12 protein-coding genes and 1 pseudogene are annotated in these 16,292 nt (G+C 63.6%); 7 read left to right on the top strand and 6 right to left on the bottom strand.

Features of this window, described 5'->3' with window-relative positions; all coding sequences use genetic code 11:
- Positions 1–78 precede the first annotated feature (78 nt).
- On the bottom strand, positions 79–894 hold the full coding sequence (locus ABIE49_RS33765) for a crotonase/enoyl-CoA hydratase family protein (RefSeq protein WP_192737323.1): 816 nt from the start codon (positions 892–894) through the stop codon (positions 79–81).
- Positions 895–998: 104 nt separating this feature from the next.
- Between ABIE49_RS33765 and ABIE49_RS33760 the strand changes: the two genes are divergently transcribed.
- Together ABIE49_RS33760 and ABIE49_RS33755 are read left to right on the top strand one after the other, a co-directional pair.
- Entirely contained in the window at positions 999–1,871 is an 873-nt protein-coding gene (locus ABIE49_RS33760) for an SDR family oxidoreductase (protein WP_192737322.1), read from the top strand.
- Between the two features lie 213 nt (positions 1,872–2,084).
- A complete protein-coding gene (locus ABIE49_RS33755; RefSeq protein WP_192737321.1) occupies positions 2,085–3,665 on the top strand; it encodes a fatty acid--CoA ligase in 1,581 nt (526 codons plus the stop codon).
- A gap of 203 nt (positions 3,666–3,868) precedes the next feature.
- Here ABIE49_RS33755 and ABIE49_RS33750 read toward each other — a convergent pair.
- Positions 3,869–5,144: pseudogene (locus ABIE49_RS33750) on the bottom strand (acyl-CoA dehydrogenase family protein).
- A 205-nt stretch (positions 5,145–5,349) separates the two neighbouring features.
- On the opposite strand from ABIE49_RS33750, the gene ABIE49_RS33745 reads away from it, so the two are divergent.
- Positions 5,350–6,129, top strand: coding sequence for an enoyl-CoA hydratase-related protein (locus ABIE49_RS33745; RefSeq protein ID WP_192737319.1), 780 nt, complete (start codon positions 5,350–5,352; stop codon positions 6,127–6,129).
- Positions 6,130–6,244: 115 nt separating this feature from the next.
- Here the strand turns inward: ABIE49_RS33745 and ABIE49_RS33740 are convergent, their stop codons facing one another.
- From ABIE49_RS33740 to ABIE49_RS33730, 3 genes are read right to left on the bottom strand one after another with little or no spacing between them, the layout of a single operon-like run.
- Entirely contained in the window at positions 6,245–6,619 is a 375-nt protein-coding gene (locus ABIE49_RS33740; RefSeq protein ID WP_192737318.1) for a DUF6285 domain-containing protein, read from the bottom strand.
- Position 6,620: 1 nt separating this feature from the next.
- Complete coding sequence (locus tag ABIE49_RS33735; RefSeq protein ID WP_192737317.1) at positions 6,621–7,607, bottom strand: phosphotransferase family protein; 987 nt, start codon at positions 7,605–7,607, stop codon at positions 6,621–6,623.
- Positions 7,604–8,395, bottom strand: coding sequence for an enoyl-CoA hydratase/isomerase (locus ABIE49_RS33730; protein ID WP_192737316.1), 792 nt, complete (start codon positions 8,393–8,395; stop codon positions 7,604–7,606). The genes ABIE49_RS33735 and ABIE49_RS33730 overlap by 4 nt, the downstream gene beginning before the upstream one ends.
- Positions 8,396–8,575: 180 nt before the next feature.
- Between ABIE49_RS33730 and ABIE49_RS33725 the strand changes: the two genes are divergently transcribed.
- Positions 8,576–9,355 carry an SDR family NAD(P)-dependent oxidoreductase gene (locus ABIE49_RS33725; protein ID WP_192737315.1) on the top strand — a complete coding sequence of 260 codons (780 nt, stop codon included), beginning with the start codon at positions 8,576–8,578 and terminating at the stop codon, positions 9,353–9,355.
- Between the two features lie 835 nt (positions 9,356–10,190).
- Here ABIE49_RS33725 and htpX read toward each other — a convergent pair.
- The gene (gene htpX / locus ABIE49_RS33720) at positions 10,191–11,129 is read right to left on the bottom strand and encodes a zinc metalloprotease HtpX (protein WP_192737314.1); all 939 of its coding nucleotides are present in this window, start codon (positions 11,127–11,129) and stop codon (positions 10,191–10,193) included.
- Between the two features lie 237 nt (positions 11,130–11,366).
- Here htpX and ABIE49_RS33715 point away from each other — a divergent pair, with 237 nt between their 5' ends.
- The 3 genes from ABIE49_RS33715 (at position 11,367) to ABIE49_RS33705 (ending at position 16,281) form a co-directional block, all read left to right on the top strand.
- Positions 11,367–11,762: a hypothetical protein gene (locus tag ABIE49_RS33715; protein ID WP_192737313.1), complete on the top strand. Its 396-nt coding sequence runs from the start codon at positions 11,367–11,369 to the stop codon at positions 11,760–11,762.
- 86 nt (positions 11,763–11,848) lie between these two features.
- Positions 11,849–13,120 carry an efflux RND transporter periplasmic adaptor subunit gene (locus ABIE49_RS33710; protein ID WP_192737312.1) on the top strand — a complete coding sequence of 424 codons (1,272 nt, stop codon included), beginning with the start codon at positions 11,849–11,851 and terminating at the stop codon, positions 13,118–13,120.
- Positions 13,117–16,281 (top strand): efflux RND transporter permease subunit, encoded by a 3,165-nt coding sequence (locus ABIE49_RS33705; protein ID WP_192737311.1) that lies wholly within the window; start codon positions 13,117–13,119, stop codon positions 16,279–16,281. The genes ABIE49_RS33710 and ABIE49_RS33705 overlap by 4 nt, the downstream gene beginning before the upstream one ends.
- Positions 16,282–16,292 lie beyond the last annotated feature (11 nt).

Genomic DNA, 16,292 nt, shown 5'->3' with positions numbered 1-16,292 from the left:
TCTTCCGATCTCTCGCCGGGTTTTAGGAAACTGTCATTCCGGGGCGTGCGCAGCACGAACCCGGAATGACGGCAAAAACTATCCCGCGTCCGCAAACTTCGGCGCGCGTTTTTCCAGATTGGCGCGCACGGCTTCCTGCTGGTTGGCACTGCCCATCAGCTTCATCTGCTCGACGGATTCGGCGAGCAATGCCGGGCCGGGATCGACGGACAGATTGTTGAGCATGCGCTTGGCGGCACGGATCGCTTCTGGGCTCTTGCCGGCGATCTCACGCGCAACCTCGAAGGCCGCGGCGCGGGGGTCGTCGCAGATCCGCGTTGCAAGGCCATAGCTCATCGCTTCCTGCGCCGAGAAGATGCGCCCGGTGTAGGTGAGATCGCGCAGGATATCGTCGCGCACGAGGCTGGCGAGGATCGGCGTGCCCGCCATGTCAGGCACCAGGCCCCATTTGATTTCCATGATCGACATCCGTGCATCAGGGGTGAGGAAGCGCATGTCGGCGCCGAGCGCCAGCTGGAACCCGCCGCCGAAGGCAACGCCCTGAATTGCCGCAATCACCGGAACCGGAAGCTGCCGCCAGCCCCACACCGCCTGTTGTGGAAAATTGGCGAGGCCATGGGTGCGCGCGGAAAGGTCGCGCTTTTCGCCGCCGGCGATCCCGTTACCGCCCTGCTCCTTCATCGCGGCGAAACGTCCCATATCGAGCCCCGCGCAGAACGACCGGCCCTCGCCGGACAATACTACCGCCCGGACTCCTTTCTCATGCGCAAGTCGTTCAGTTGCAGCGACAATCGCCTCGAACATCGCGGCATCGAGCGCGTTCATTTTGTCCGCTCGCACCAGCCGGACGTCGGCAATGCCGTCCGAAATCGATATCGAAACGCGCTGCTCCATGAGAATTCTCCTCCACTGCTATTCGTTGTTATCGCTTTACAGAACGGCGTTGTCCGGATTTAGTCAATCGACCAATTAACAGCAATTCCTTTCAGGTGGAAACGATGTTCAACGATCAGCTTCTCGCCGGGCGACGCATTCTCGTGACCGGGGGCGGTACCGGCCTCGGTAAATCCATGGCCGCGCGATTCCTTGAGCTTGGCGCCGAGGTCCATATCTGCGGCCGCCGCAAGAGCGTGTGCGACGAGACCGCGACCGAATTGATGGACCTGCACGGCGGACGTGTGGTCAGCCACGGCGTCGATATCCGCAACGCGCTTGCGGTCGACGAGATGATCGAACAGATCTGGACCGGGGGTCCGCTCACCGATCTCATCAACAACGCCGCCGGCAATTTCGTCTCGCGCACCCAGGACCTGACACCACGCGGCTTCGACGCGATTGCCAATATCGTGATGCACGGCACGTTCTATGTCACCCACGCCATCGGCCGCCGCTGGATTGCCGAGAAGCAGCGCGGCAACGTGGTGTCGATCACCGTGACCTGGGTCCGCAACGGCTCGCCCTATGTGGTGCCGTCGGCGATGAGCAAATCGGCGATCCATGCCATGACCATGTCGCTGGCGATGGAATGGGGCCGCTATGGTATCCGGCTCAACACCATCGCACCCGGTGAAATTCCGACCGAGGGCATGAGCAAGCGTCTCAACCCGGGCGATGAACCCGGCGCACGCACCATCGCACGGAATCCGATGGGCCGCGTCGGCAAGATGGAAGAGTTGCAGAACCTTGCCGTGTTCCTGATCTCGGGCGGCTGCGACTGGATCAACGGTGAAACCATTGCGATGGACGGCGCGCAGGCGCTGGCGACCGGCGGAAACTTCTACGAGCTGCGCGAGTGGTCCGATGCTGACTGGGAGCGCGCGCGGGATTCGATCAAGGCGCAGAACGAAAAGGACCGCGCGTCGCGGGGCTAGGTTGTCGTCCCCGCGAACGCGGGTACCCATAACCACGGTCATTCGTTTTGCGAAGGCAACTAACTCCATCGTCCGACCGCTAGGCCGCGGCGTATGGGTCCCTGCGTTCGCAGGGACGACATGCGGAAACATCGCGACCATCATCGCGTATTGTTTTTGTTGGCGGATACCGCCAAACTCTGTGCAACGAAAATAAGACACGACGGGAGAAACATGTCCGCCACACAAGCGCCGGCAAACCTTGCCGAGATGGTGCGCGAGCGCGCCAGGAGCCGCGGCAATGCGCTGGTCTATGAATTCGAGGGACGTCAGACCAGCTTCGCCGAATTCGACATCAAGACCAACCGCGTCGCCAATGCGCTTGTAGCGCTCGGCGTCAAGCCGGGCGAGCGCATCGCCTATCTCGGCAAGAACAGCGACATCTATTTCGAACTGCTGATGGGCGCGATGAAGGCCAATGTGGTGATGGCACCGGTGAACTGGCGGCTGGCCGGGCCCGAGGTCGCCTTCATCGTCGCCGATTGCCGCGCGCCGGTGCTGTTCGTCGGACCGGAGTTCATCACGCAGGCCCGCAACATCAAGCCGCAGCTGCCTGACCTCCGCACCATCATCACCACCGAAGGCGGCGCGCCGGAATGGCCGGATTTTACGGCGTGGCGCGATGCGCAGAGCGGCGATGACCCCAAGGTGCCGATCAGCCCCAAGGACGTCGCGATCCAGCTCTATACGTCGGGCACGACAGGCAAGCCGAAAGGCGCGATGCTGTCGCACGCCAACTTCCTCAACCTGGTGCAGACCGGCAACGAGGCCGAGAAGCCCGACTGGAACAAATGGTCGACCGACGATGTCTCGCTGGTGGCGATGCCGATCTTTCATATCGGCGGCTCCGGCTGGGGCGTGATGGGGCTCTATCACGGTGCAAAGGGCGTCATCGCACGCGAGTTCGATCCCACCAAGGTGCTGGATTTCTTCGAGCAGTCTGGCATCACCAAATTGTTCATGGTGCCGGCCGCGATGCAGTTCGTGGTCCGGCAGCCGCGCGCCCGGCAGGTGGATTTCTCGCGGCTGAAATACATGCTCTACGGCGCCTCGCCTATTCCGGCGGCGCTGCTGAAGGAATGCATCGAGGTCTTCAAATGCGGCTTCGTGCAGATGTACGGCATGACCGAAACGACAGGCACCATCGTCGCGCTGCCGCCGGAGGACCACATCGAGGGCCTCGACCGCATGCGCTCCGCTGGCAAGGCCCTGCCCGGCATCGAGCTTGCGATCCTCGACGCCGACGGCACCCGGCTGCCGGTCGGTGAAGTCGGCGAGATCGCCACGCGTTCGGGCTCCAACATGGTCGGCTACTGGAACCTGCCGGAAGCCACCGCGAAAACGCTCGACCGCGACGGCTGGCTGCGCACCGGTGACGCCGGCTACATGGACAAGGACGGCTATCTCTACATCCACGACCGCATCAAGGACATGATCATCTCCGGCGGCGAGAACATCTATCCCGCCGAAGTCGAGAGCGCGATCTGCGATCACCCTGACGTCGCCGAAGCCGCTGTCATCGGCATCCCCGACGACAAATGGGGCGAAGCGGTCAAGGCGATCGTGGTGATGAAGCCGGGCAAGCAAGCTACTTCGGCCGACATCATCAACTTCGCCCGCCAACGCATCGCCGGCTTCAAGACGCCGAAGTCGGTGGATTTTCTCGAAGCGCTGCCGCGCAATCCGTCGGGCAAGATTTTGCGGCGGAATTTGCGCGACCCGTATTGGACGGGGAAGGACCGGCAGGTGAATTAGCGCGCTCCTCGAATTGCAGCCTCGATGTCGTCCCGGCCTAGTGCGCAATTGCGCACGGGGCGCCGGGACCCATACGCCGTGACGTCAATAATTGCAGGAAGTATTAGATGCCTCCGCTTAACGAGCGTGCCCCAAACTCCACCCTGTGGTTATGGGTCCCGGCGTTCGCCGGGACGACGTGTTGATGGAGTTGCGTGCGTCCATCAATGCTTCCCCGCGCCCATATACCCGAACAGGAATCCCGCCACTTTCCGCTTCTGGATCTCCTCGCTGCCTTCGGTGATGCGGTAGCGGCGGTGGTGGCGGTAGATGTGTTCGAACGGTTTGTGGCGCGAATAGCCCATGCCACCATGGACCTGCATGGCGCGGTCGGCGGCTTCGCAGCAGAGGCGGTTTGCCCAGAAATTGCACATCGAGACCCGATCCGAGAGCGTGTGCTCGACCTCCGCCTGGGTCAGCTTGTCCATTTCCCACGCGGTCTTGCGGATCAATAGCCGCAGCATCTCGGCTTGTGTAGCGAGTTCCACCAGCGGCCACTGGATCGCCTGGTTCTCGGCTAGCGCCTTGCCGAACGGCTTTCGCTCGCGCGCGTATTTGACGCTTTCGTTGATGCAATAGACGGCGGCGCCGAGCGAACTCGCCGCCTGCCGGATGCGGTTCTCGTGCACGAAGCATTGCGCCAGCGATAGCCCGCGGCCGACCTCGCCGAACAGCGCGTCGTCAGGTACGAACACGTCGGTAAAACTGACGCGGGGGTGATCGGTCGGCATGTTGAAGGTCCACATATACTCCTCGACCTTTACACCTTCAGCTTTGGCCGGCACCAGCAGACAGGTGATGCCGCGCGCGTCGCCGTCATTGCCTGATGTGCGGGCGAACAACGCGCAATGCGTGGCCACATGCATGCCCGTGGTCCACATCTTCTGGCCGTTGACGATCCAGCCCTTGACGTTGTCGCGGGTCGCCGGCACGGCTCGCGTTTCCATGTGCGTGGCATCGGAGCCGTGCTCGGGTTCCGTGAGGCCAAAGGTGATGCGGTATTTGCCGGTGATCGAGCCGTCGATCATCGCCTTCTGTTCGTCGGTGCCGTAGCGGTCGAGCATGGTCACGATCGGCAGGTTGCCGACGATCGAATGCTCGTTCTGCAAATCGTTGTGCAGGCCCAATCCCTGGGACGCGAAATGCTCGCGGATCACGGCCATCCAGAGGTTGGAGCCGTCCTTGCCGCCGTAGCGCTTCGGGATTGCGAAGCGCAGATGTCCGGCGGCGTCAGCGAGGTTTTTGGCCTTGCGCAGCAACGATTCCCCATTCATGCCGCGGCAAACCGCCCTTATCGAAATCCGTGCGGGCCCATTCGCGGCGATGGTCGAAGAAGCGGATGTTGTCGTCGGCCTCTTCCAGCGGCTTGATCTCGCGCGCGATGAAGCGGTCGAGTTCGTCGAGGTAAGCGACGAGGTCGGCGGGCAATGCAAAATCCACTGCGGTCTCTCCCGAAAATGTCGTTTATTGTGTTTAGTGGCTAGCCGGACTAGGCGGCGCATGTTCGATTAAGGTTGGAAGAGCAGCCCCAAGTCAAGCAAGCGAATATCGCTTGTGACGCGCGGCTCGCTTGCGTAATTGAATGGGTTCCGGCGGCTGGCACCGCGCTATTATTCCTCGTCACAGAAAAACAGCGGGAGCGAACATGGATCTCAAATTCTCCAAGGTCACGCGCAAGGGTCCGATCACCATCATCACGTTGAACCGTCCCGAAGTGTACAATGCGCTGCATATCGACGCGCATTTCGAACTCAACAAGGTGTTCGACGATTTCTCTGGTGATCCCGACCAGTGGGTGGCGATCGTCACCGGCGCCGGCGACAAGGCCTTTTGTGCAGGCAACGATCTGAAATGGCAGGCGGCCGGCGGCAAGCGCGGCTGGGACAAGGGCGGCTTTGCCGGCCTCACCTCGCGGTTCGACTGCGACAAGCCGATCATCGCCGCCGTCAACGGCGTCGCAATGGGCGGCGGGTTCGAGATCGCGCTGGCGTGTGACCTCATCATTGCCTCCGAGAATGCCACCTTCGCGCTGCCTGAACCGCGCGTCGGCCTCGCCGCCCTCGCCGGCGGCGTGCACCGGCTGCCGCGCCAGATCGGCATGAAGCGCGCCATGGGCATGATCCTGACCGCGCGCCATGTCTCGGCCAAGGAGGGTCTCGAGCTCGGTTTCGTCAATGAAGTGGTCCCCGCCGGGGAAGCGCTGGCGGCCGCCGAGCGCTGGGCCGAGACCATTGCCAAGAACTCGCCGATGTCGATCCGCGCCTCCAAACAAGCGATCCAGAAGGGCATGGCGGTCTCGCTGGAACAAGCGATCGCCGAACAGCGCGAATACCCGGCGGTGAAGGCGATGGCGGCCTCGCAGGATTACATCGAGGGGCCGAAGGCGTTTTCGGAGAAGCGCGCGCCGAAGTGGCTGGGGAAGTAAATTCACTCTCTCCGTCATGCCCGGGCTTGTCCCGGGCATCCACGTCTTTCGTTGCCGACGCCAAGTCGTGGATGGCCGGGACAAGCCCGGCCATGACGATAGAATGGTGCCCACCCTACTTATTCCCCAACTCCCTTTTGTACGACGCATAATTCGGCTGATCGACGGCGAGCTTGTCCATCGTGGTTTGCCAGAGATGCTCGGCCAGCCCCGGCGTTTGCAGATCGACCTCGCCCTTTGCAATTTTATCCGACAGCGCGCGGTTGAGGTCGAGCAGCGCACCGTCGATGCCGAGCAGTTGCTTGAGCCGCGCGGCCTCTGCGCTATCGCTATCGCCTTCCAGCGCCAGTTGCCGGGTCACCAAATCGAGGCCGTTGATGGCGACGCGGAGCTTGAAGGCGTTGTGGCCCTTGATGGCGGGCGTGATCTCGTTGCGCAGAAAATCGGCGACCGCCTTGATCAGTTCGGTGGGTGTCGGTTCGTCCTGCATGTTATTTCCCCCTCGGGGCCAACAATCTCAGCAAATCGATTTCCGTCTCTGACGAACGGCGCCCGATCATCGCGCGCTCCATCGAATGATCCGGCCCTTGCCGAAACCGCTGCATCATACCGCAGCACATGATGCCCCAGCGCAGCGTGCCCATCACTTCCCAGAACATCACGCGGTGGGGATCGGCTTTCCGCCCGGCGGCTTCATAGCCGGCGAACAGGTCCTCACGCGAACCAAAGCCGCCGACGGGCTTGTCGATCTCGCCAAAGCGCCAGGAGTTGACGCAGATCCATCCCAAATCCTCCATCGGATCGCCGAAATGCGCCAGCTCCCAATCCAGCACCGCGCGGACGCCGTCGGGCCCGATGATGAGGTTGCCGTGGCGGAAATCGCCGTGCACCAGCGTTACTTCCTTGGAAGGACCGGGATCGCGTTCGCGCAGCCAGCGCAGCGCCAGTTCGAACACCGGACGCGGCCGGCCGAAACTGCGATACTCGCGATCGAGATCGGCGATTTCCTTGGTCGCCGTCATCTCGCGCAGCTTTGGCAGTTTTGCCGCCGGCAAGCCGTGGATGCCTGCGACCACCCTGCCGAGCTGGCGCGCCAGCATCGGGCGGGCTTGTGCGAATTTTTCGTCGCGCAGGATTTTTCGCGCGATGGTCTCGCCCTCGATCCGCTGCATGATGAAGCCGGTGCCGAGTTCGTCCTCGGGCTTCAGGACATGCATCACGCGCGGCGACGGCAGGCCGGCGTCGTGCGCGAGTTGCATCAGCGTTGCTTCCGCGTCGAGCCCTGCGGCGCGGCCGGGCGAAGCGCCATAGCCCGGCGGCGCGCGGCGCAGGATCGCGCCGACATTGCCGCTGGGATGCACGATGTCGAACGTCCAGGTCTCCTGGCTGGCGCCGCCGGAGAGCTTTGCCGCGCCAGTGACGCCGGTCGCGCCCGGATACCAGGCGGCGACGCAGCGTCCGAGTTCGGCCTCGATCATTTGCCCTTGAACTTGGCTGGGCGCTTTTCAAGGAACGCGGTGACGCCTTCCTTGAAATCTTCCGCCGAGCCCGCGATGCGCTGCGATTCGAATTCGAGATTGAGCTGCTCCTCGAAGGAGTTTTCCGGGCTGTCCCAATAGAGTTTTCGGATCTGCGACAGCGCGATGGTCGGACCGTTGGCAAGATCATGCGCCAGCTTCATCGCCTCTTCCATCAACACCGCATCGTCATGGACGCGGTTGACGAGGCCCCATTCCAGCGCCTTCTCCGCCGGCAGCCGTTCGCCCATCAGCGACAACTCGACCGAGCGCGCCTTGCCGATCATGCGCGGCAACAACCAGGTCGATCCGCAATCCGGCACCAGGCCGATGCGGCGGAACGCCTGCAGGAAATAGGACGAGCGCGCGCACAGGATCATGTCGCCCATCAGCGCGAAGCTCATGCCGGCGCCGGCGGCGGGGCCGTTGACGGCGGTCACGAGCGGGCAATGAAGCTTGCGGATGCGCCGCAGGAAGGGATGGAAGCCAGTTTCCAGAGAGGCGCCCGCGTTGCTCTTGCCGGGCTTCTGATTGTTGCGACCTTGCAGGTTGGCGCCAGTGCAGAAGGCACGGCCGGCACCGGTCAGCACGACGCAGCGCACTTGCTCCTTCTTGTCCTCGATCTCGTCGAGCGCATCGGCAAGACCGCCCAGCATGTCCATGGAGACCGCATTCATGACCTCCTGATGGTCAAGCCTGAGAACGGCGACCGGGCCATCGAAATCGAGCGTGACGTGCTTGAACTGCATTGTTTCCTCACGAGTTGTGTTTACGCGCTATCGGGCTTGCGCGATGGGTCGAATGTGTTGTTGGCCCCATATTTGATTTTCCTGATGGGCTTGTCCATGGTTGGACCCGAACATCTGCCCGCCACTGCACGCACGACTAACGCGGGCCGAACCAGATGGAAACACCCAAGGGATACATTCATGAGCATTTTCGACCTCTCCGGCCGCGTTGCCGTCGTCACCGGCGGTAATGGCGGCATCGGCCTCGGCATTGCGCAGGCGCTGAACGCCGCGGGCTGCACTGTTTCGATCTGGGGCCGCAACGCCGACAAGAACGCGAGTGCGGCGGCAAGCCTCGCCAAGGGTCCCGGCAAGGTCGACACTCGCATCTGCGACGTCAGCGATCCCGCCTCCGTCAAGGCCGCGATGAAGGCCACGCTGGATGCGCTCGGCCGCGTCGACGGCTGCTTTGCCAATGCCGGCATCGGCGGCGGCGGCCGGCGTGCCTTCATCGACCGCACCGAAGAGGAATGGCGAAAAATGTTCGCGACCAATCTCGACGGCGTCTTCCATGTGTTCCAGGCCGCCGCGCGCCACATGACCGAACGCGCCGAAGCCGGCGACAAGTTCGGCCGGCTGGTCGCGACCTCGAGCCTGGCGTCGCTGTTCGGCACCGCACGCAACGAGCACTACGCCGGCACCAAGGCCGCGCTGAACGCACTGTGTCGCGCGCTCGCCGTCGAACTCGCCCGTCACGGCGTCACAGCGAACGCGATCCTGCCCGGCTGGATCAAGAGCGACATGACGGCCGGCATCATGGCGAACGACAAGTTCGTCGCCAACGTGATGCCGCGCATCCCGGTGCGCCGGTTCGGCGAGCCCAGCGATTTCGGCGGCATCGCGGTGTACATCATGAGCCAGGCGTCGTCGTATCATACGGCGGATTGCTTTGTGATCGACGGCGGGTATACGGCGTTTTGAGTTGAGGCCTCTTCGTCACCACGGACGCATCTGCGTTCCCTCTCCCCTTGCGGGAGAGGGCTAGGGAGAGGGGTGGCGTCATCGGGACTGCCCGTGTGGCTACCCCTCTCCCCCACCCTCCCCCGCAAGGGGAGAGGGAGCGCACCTTTCGTGTCGCATGCATTCCCGATTCAATTTTCAGACAGCAGATATGAGTTCGCATTCTCGCGACGCACAGCGCCCGAGCTTTGCCAGAAACTTCCTTGCCCCACATGAGAGGGCGCAGGGAAGACCGGGTGCGCGCTGCACCCGCGGTCTCGTGTGCGGTTTGCACTAAGTAGGCTGCACACGAGCATACAGGGCAGCGGTGAACACCCGGCCTTCCCTGCGCAATGGCTTTACGGCTTATGCCGTGCTCTCCCCGGAGACGAGTTCTTGGTTGACTCCGTCGCTATCGTTTCCGCTCACGCTTCTCCGACAGCTTGACGCCGGCAACGGGCGCCAGGACCACACGGTTTTGCCGTACGCTTAATCCACGCCGTCGTCAGGCGTGAACCAGCGTCCACCGCATCCCGCCGCGCGTTCGTGACGTGCGCAACGCCCCTCTTGTCGGGCGGGACGCGACGATTCAAACCGCTGATTTGCCCGACGAGGGAAGCGGAATTTTGCCCGTCGGGTTAATTTGTCGCAGCGCGAGCAATCCATCCGCCGTCATTCCCCAATGCGCAGCATCGCGCCCGGAATCCATCGGGCGACAGTCCATGCGGACAAATGGATTCCGGGCCCGCGCCAAGTGGCGCGTCCTCAGATGCGCAATTGCGCATCGGGGAATGACGAGAGTGGGAGACTTACAGCTTCATCCCCAAGGGCCGCGCGAAGCCGAAGTCCGGCCCCACGGACCGCGGCGCGGCGCGTTGCGACCGGCACCAGCGGAAGCCGTGCCGCCCGCGCCCAATTCTGCCGCGAGCTGCTGCAGGGCGGCAATGCGGTTCTCGGTCGAGGGGTGCGTCGTGAACAGGTTGTCGACGCCGTGTCCCGACAGCGGGTTGATGATGAACATGTGCGCCGTCGCCGGATTGCGCTCGGCCTCCATGTTCGGCACCTGGTGCGCCGCGCCGGCAATCTTGGACAGCGCAGACGCAAGCCACATCGGCTGGCCGCAAATGCGCGCGCCGAGATCGTCGGCGGCGTATTCGCGGGTCCGGCTGATCGCCATCTGCACCAGCATGGCGCCGAGCGGGGCCAGGATCATCATCGCGATCGAGCCGATGATGCCGGGGCCGTGGTTGTTGTCGCGGTTGCCGCCGAAGAACGCGCCGAACTGCGCCACCATCGAGATCGCGCCGGCAATGGTCGCCGTGATCGTCATCAACAACGTGTCGTGGTTCTTGATGTGCGCGAGCTCGTGCGCGATCACGCCGGCCAGCTCCTCGCGGCTGAGCGAGTGCATCAGTCCGGTGGTCACCGCGACCGCCGCGTTCTGCGGGTTACGGCCGGTGGCGAACGCATTGGGCTGCGCCTCGTCCATCACGAAGACGCGCGGCATCGGCAGGCCGGCGCGCCCGGCAAGCTCGGCCACGAGGTTGTAGAGGTCAGGCGCGGTTTGCCGGTCGACCTCATGGGCGCCGTACATCGACAGCACCATGCGGTCCGAATTCCAATAGGCGAACAGATTGGTCGCGGCGGCGATCACAAGCGCGATCATGGCGCCGGTAGCCCCGCCGAAGAGATAGCCGACGCCCATGAAGAGGCCGGTAAGACCGGCCAAGAGAATGGCAGTCTTGAAATAGCTCATTGTCGTCTCCCTGCCGCCGCGGCCGCATGCCGTGGCAGACATGACAGGATGTATGGGCCCTACTGGCCTCCCTTCAAGAAGCCATGGTGCGTCGAGGCGCCGCGGATTACCCGGATGTAATCTGGTGGGTGGCACATGGGTTGGTGGGTTAAGCCCAGCGCCGTCCAGCCAAAATTCTGGCGAATTAGTGATCCGGCCGAGGTTCCCCTGGTGGCCGGAACGTGAGAAAATGCACGGGTGAAAATATCGTTCCATCTCGGCCGGCTGCTGGCGATCTTCGTGATCGCAGGGCTCGTGTTCGCCCCGCTTTCCCGACCTGCCAATGCGGGCAAAGGTATGGGCATGGCTGCGCCCATAGCGGCGGAGGTGGCTGCGGAGGTGGCTGCGGAGATGGCGGAAATGGCCGCCGACATGCCATGCTGCCCGGATAAATCCGTGCCCATGGATTGCGACCAGTGCCCGCTGATGGCGCTTTGCATGGTCACCAATTTTCACGCGCCATCGCCGGCCGGAATGATTGAGATCCGGCCCGTCACGGTCCGGTTGCTGGCGCCCGGCAGCGACCCCGAGGCCGACAGCCTCGGCCAACATCCCCCGCCAAGACCTCCCCGCTCCCTGGTCCGTTCGGCTTAACGCCCGACGTCCCGGCGGCGCGTTCGCGCGCCCGCCAAGCATGCCGCCTTCGCGGCTGACCAAGCGAGCTTGAGGGAATTTCGAGGATGAAAACGATGCAGCATTCGCGCGCCCTTTGGGGTGCGCTGATCGGCGTTGGCGCGATCGCAATAGCCGGCATTTCCGCGATCGGCGCGGCCGGCTTTGCCGCGGCTGACATGAAGGACCACAGCGCGCACGGCACGGCCGCGACATCGGCGGCGCCGGCCGAGCGCAAGATCAAATACTACCGCAACCCGATGGGACTGCCGGACACCTCCCCCACCCCCAAGCAGGATTCGATGGGGATGGATTACATCCCGGTCTATGAGGGCGAGGACAGCGATGACGGTTCGGTCAAACTGTCGCCGGGGAAAATCCAGCGCACCGGCGTCAGGTCGGAGCCTGCGGCGCCGCGCACCATCCGCAGCACGATCCACGCGCCAGGCACCATCCAGCTCGACGAGCGCCGCGTCTCCGTCATCTCGATGCGGTCCGAAAGCTATATCCAGAAGGTTGCGAACGTCACCACCGGGAGCCACGTCGCCAAGGGTCAGCCCTTGATGGAAGTCTACAGTCCGGCGATCTCGTCGGCCGCGGCCGAATATATTTCAACCATCAACTCCAAAACCACCAGCGGCGACATTGCTTATGGCCGGGGGTCGCGGCAGCGGGTGATGAATCTCGACGTGCCCGAAGCGGCCATCGCGGCGATGGAGAAGAGCCGGACGGTTCCGATCGGCATCGAATGGACTTCGCCGCGTGACGGCATCGTGCTCGAACGCAACGCCATCGAGGGCGCGCGCGCGCAACCGGGTGAAGTGCTGTTCCGGATCGCCGACCATACGCAGCTCTGGGCCATCATCGACGTGGCCGAGCGCGACATGGGAATGCTCGCGCTCGGGCAACCGGCGACCGTCAAGGCGCGTGGTTTTCCCGGCCGCACCTTCACCGGGACAATCAACGTCATCTATCCGCAGATCAACAAGGAGACGCGTACCGGGCGCCTGCGAATAGAGCTTGCCAATCCCGACCTGGTGCTGATCCACGACATGTATGTCGATGCCGAGATCGATATCGGCAGTTCCGCGCCGGTGCTGACGATCCCGGAGAGCGCCGTAATGGACACCGGCCGGCGCCAGGCGGTGTTCGTCGACAGAGGCGAAGGCCGCTTCGAGCCCCGCGAAGTCAAGCTCGGCCATCGCGGCAACGGTTATGTGGAGGTGCGGGAGGGCGTCAGCGAAGGCGAGCCGGTGGTGGTTTCGGCGAACTTCCTGATCGATGCGGAAAGCAATCTGAAGGCCGCGCTGAAAGGCTTTGCCGACGGAGCGCAGCCATGATCGCCCGCCTGATCGCGTGGTCGGCGCGCAATCTGCTGCTGGTGCTGTTCGGCGCCGGTTTCGCCACCGCCGCCGGCCTCTATGCGCTGGCCCACCTGCCGCTGGATGCCATTCCCGACCTCTCCGACACCCAGGTGATCGTCTATACCGAGTATCCCGGCCAGGCGCCGCAGGTGATCGAGGACCAGGTCACCTACCCCTTGACCACGGCGATGCTGACGGTGCCGCGCTCAAAGGTGGTACGCGGCTTCTCGTTCTTCGGCGTGTCGTTCGTCTACGTGATCTTCGAGGACGGCACCGACATCTACTGGGCGCGCTCGCGTGTGCTGGAATTCCTCAACAGCGCTTCGGCGCGCCTGCCCGCGGGCGTGACGCCGACGATGGGACCGGACGCCACCGGCGTCGGCTGGGTCTACCAATACGCCGTCATGTCGAAAGAGCTGAACCTCGCCGACACTCGCGCGATCCAGGACTGGAATCTGAAGTTCGCGCTGGCCAAGGCGGAAGGCGTCGCCGAGGTCGCCAGCGTCGGCGGCTTCGTCCGGCAATACAACGTGGTGCTCGATCCGCAGCGCATGCGCGACCTCGGCATCACCATGCCCAGGATGCGCGACGCGATCCGCGCCAGCAATGCCGATGTCGGCGGCCGCACCGTCGAATTGTCCGAGTTCGAATACGTCATTCGCGGCAAGGGCTACATCAAGGGCATCAACGACCTCGGCAATATCGTGCTCAAGTCCAGCGGCGGCACGCCGGTGCTGCTGAAAGACGTCGCCCGCGTCGAACTCGGTCCCGACGAGCGGCGCGGCATCACCGAACTCAACGGCGAAGGCGAAGTCGCCAGCGGAATCGTGCTGCAGCGGTTTGGCGTCAATGCGCTGGACGTGATCCAGAACGTCAAAAAGCGGATTGCCGAGATCGCCAGCAGCCTGCCGAAATCGGTCGAGATCGTCGCGGTCTATGACCGCTCGAGTTTGATCAACGCGGCGATCGACACGCTCAAGCGTACGCTGTTCGAGGAAAGCGTCATCGTCGCTCTCGTGTGCATCGTGTTCCTGCTGCATGTCCGCAGCGCCCTGGTCGCGATCCTGATGCTGCCGGTCGGCGTGCTGATGGCGTTCGGCGCCATGAAGCTGCTCGGCCTCGGCTCCAATATCATGAGCCTCGGCGGCATCGCGATTGCGATCGGCGCCATGGTCGACGCGGCCATCGTGATGATCGAAAACGCGCACAAGCATCTGGAGCGCGCCGAGCCCGGGCGATCGCGAATCGACGTGCTGATCGAAGCGGCGTCACAGGTGGGGCCCGCGCTGTTCTTCAGCCTTATGATCATCACCGTGTCGTTCATGCCGATATTTACGCTGGAATCGCAGGAAGGCCGGCTGTTCAGCCCGCTCGCCTTCACCAAGACCTTTGCGATGGCGGCGGCGGCCTTGTTGTCGGTAACATTGGTGCCGGCGTTGATGGTGATCTTCGTGCGCGGCAAGATCATTCCCGAGCACAGGAACCCGATCAACCGTTTCCTGATCTGGGTCTATCGTCCCGTCATCAAGGCCGTGATGCGCGCCAAGGTGCTGGTGATCCTACTGGCGGTCGCAGTGCTCGCCGTGACGATCTGGCCGGCGCGGCAGCTCGGCACCGAATTCATGCCGAACCTCAACGAAGGCACTTTGCTCTACATGCCGACGACGCTGCCCGGCATATCCGTCACCAAGGCCGGCGAGCTGCTGCAGACCCAGGACCGGATCATCCGAAGTTTTCCGGAGGTGGCTTCCGTGTATGGCAAGGCCGGACGCGCCCTGACGGCGACCGATCCCGCCCCCTCCGAAATGTTCGAGACCGTGATCAATCTCAAACCAAAGGCGGAATGGCGGGCCGGCGTCACCGTGGAGAGCCTGACCGCCGAGATGGACAGGGCGCTGCAGTTTCCCGGCGTTTCCAACGCCTGGACCCAGCCGATCAAGGCGCGCATCGACATGCTGTCGACCGGCATCCGGACGCCTGTTGGCGTCAAGGTGATCGGCACTGATCTCAACGAGATCGACCGGCTCGCAAAACAGATCGAGCAGGTGCTCAAAGCGGTGCCCGGCACGTCGTCGGCCTATGCCGAACGCGGCATCGGCGGCTATTACCTCGATATCGTCCCCGACCGCGCGGCAATGGCGCGCTACGGCATCATGGTGCAGGACGTCAACGATGTGATCGCGACCGCGCTCGGCGGCCAGACCGTCACCACGACCGTCGAGGGGCGTCAGCGCTTCGGCGTCAACATGCGCTATCCCCGCGATCTGCGCGGCGACACGCAATCGATCATCCGCGACGTGCTGGTGCCGATGCCGGGCGGCGGCGCGGTGCCGCTCGGCGAAGTCGCCAAGGTCGCACCATCGCGCGGGCCGACCTCGATCCGCACCGAGAACGGGCAGCTCGCGGTCTACATCTATGTCGATATCCGCAACCGCGACATCGGCAGCTACGTTGCCGACGCGCAGGCCGCGGTGAAGGCCAGCATCGAGTTCCCGCCGGGCGCTTACGTGATGTGGAGCGGGAGTTACGAATACCTCGAACGCGCCACCGCGCGGCTGAAGATCGTGGTGCCGGTGACGCTCATGATCATCTTCCTGCTGCTCTATCTCAACTTCCGCTCGCTGACCGAAACCATGATCGTGATGCTGTCGCTGCCGTTCGCGCTGGTCGGCGGGCTCTGGCTGATGTGGTGGCTGGGCTTTAACCTGTCGGTCGCCGTCGTCGTCGGCTTCATCGCGCTTGCCGGCGTCGCCGCCGAGACCGGCGTCGTGATGCTGATCTATCTCAACCAGGCGCTCGACGAGATCAGGGCGCGCCGGGCGGCCGAGGGCCGCGCCCTGACGAAGCAGGACCTTTACGATGCGATCATGGAGGGCGCGGTGGAGCGGGTGCGGCCGAAAATGATGACGGTCGTCGCCATCATGGCGGGGCTATTGCCGATCATGTGGAGCACGGGCACGGGATCCGAGATCATGCAGCGCATCGCGGTGCCGATGATCGGCGGCATGATTTCGTCGACGCTGCTGACCTTGATCGTGATTCCCGCGATCTATGCGCTGGTCAAAGGCGCGCGGCTGCAGCGGATTCTCCACCCGGCGATGAATCTCAATGGCAAGCCAGGCGAGGCCGGAATATGATGTTGGCGCCC

The sequence above is a fragment of the Bradyrhizobium sp. OAE829 genome (assembly GCF_040546575.1).
GTDB lineage: Bacteria > Pseudomonadota > Alphaproteobacteria > Rhizobiales > Xanthobacteraceae > Bradyrhizobium.
The sequence above is the reverse complement of the archived record's forward strand: the minus strand, read 5'-3'. Positions and strand labels throughout refer to the sequence as shown.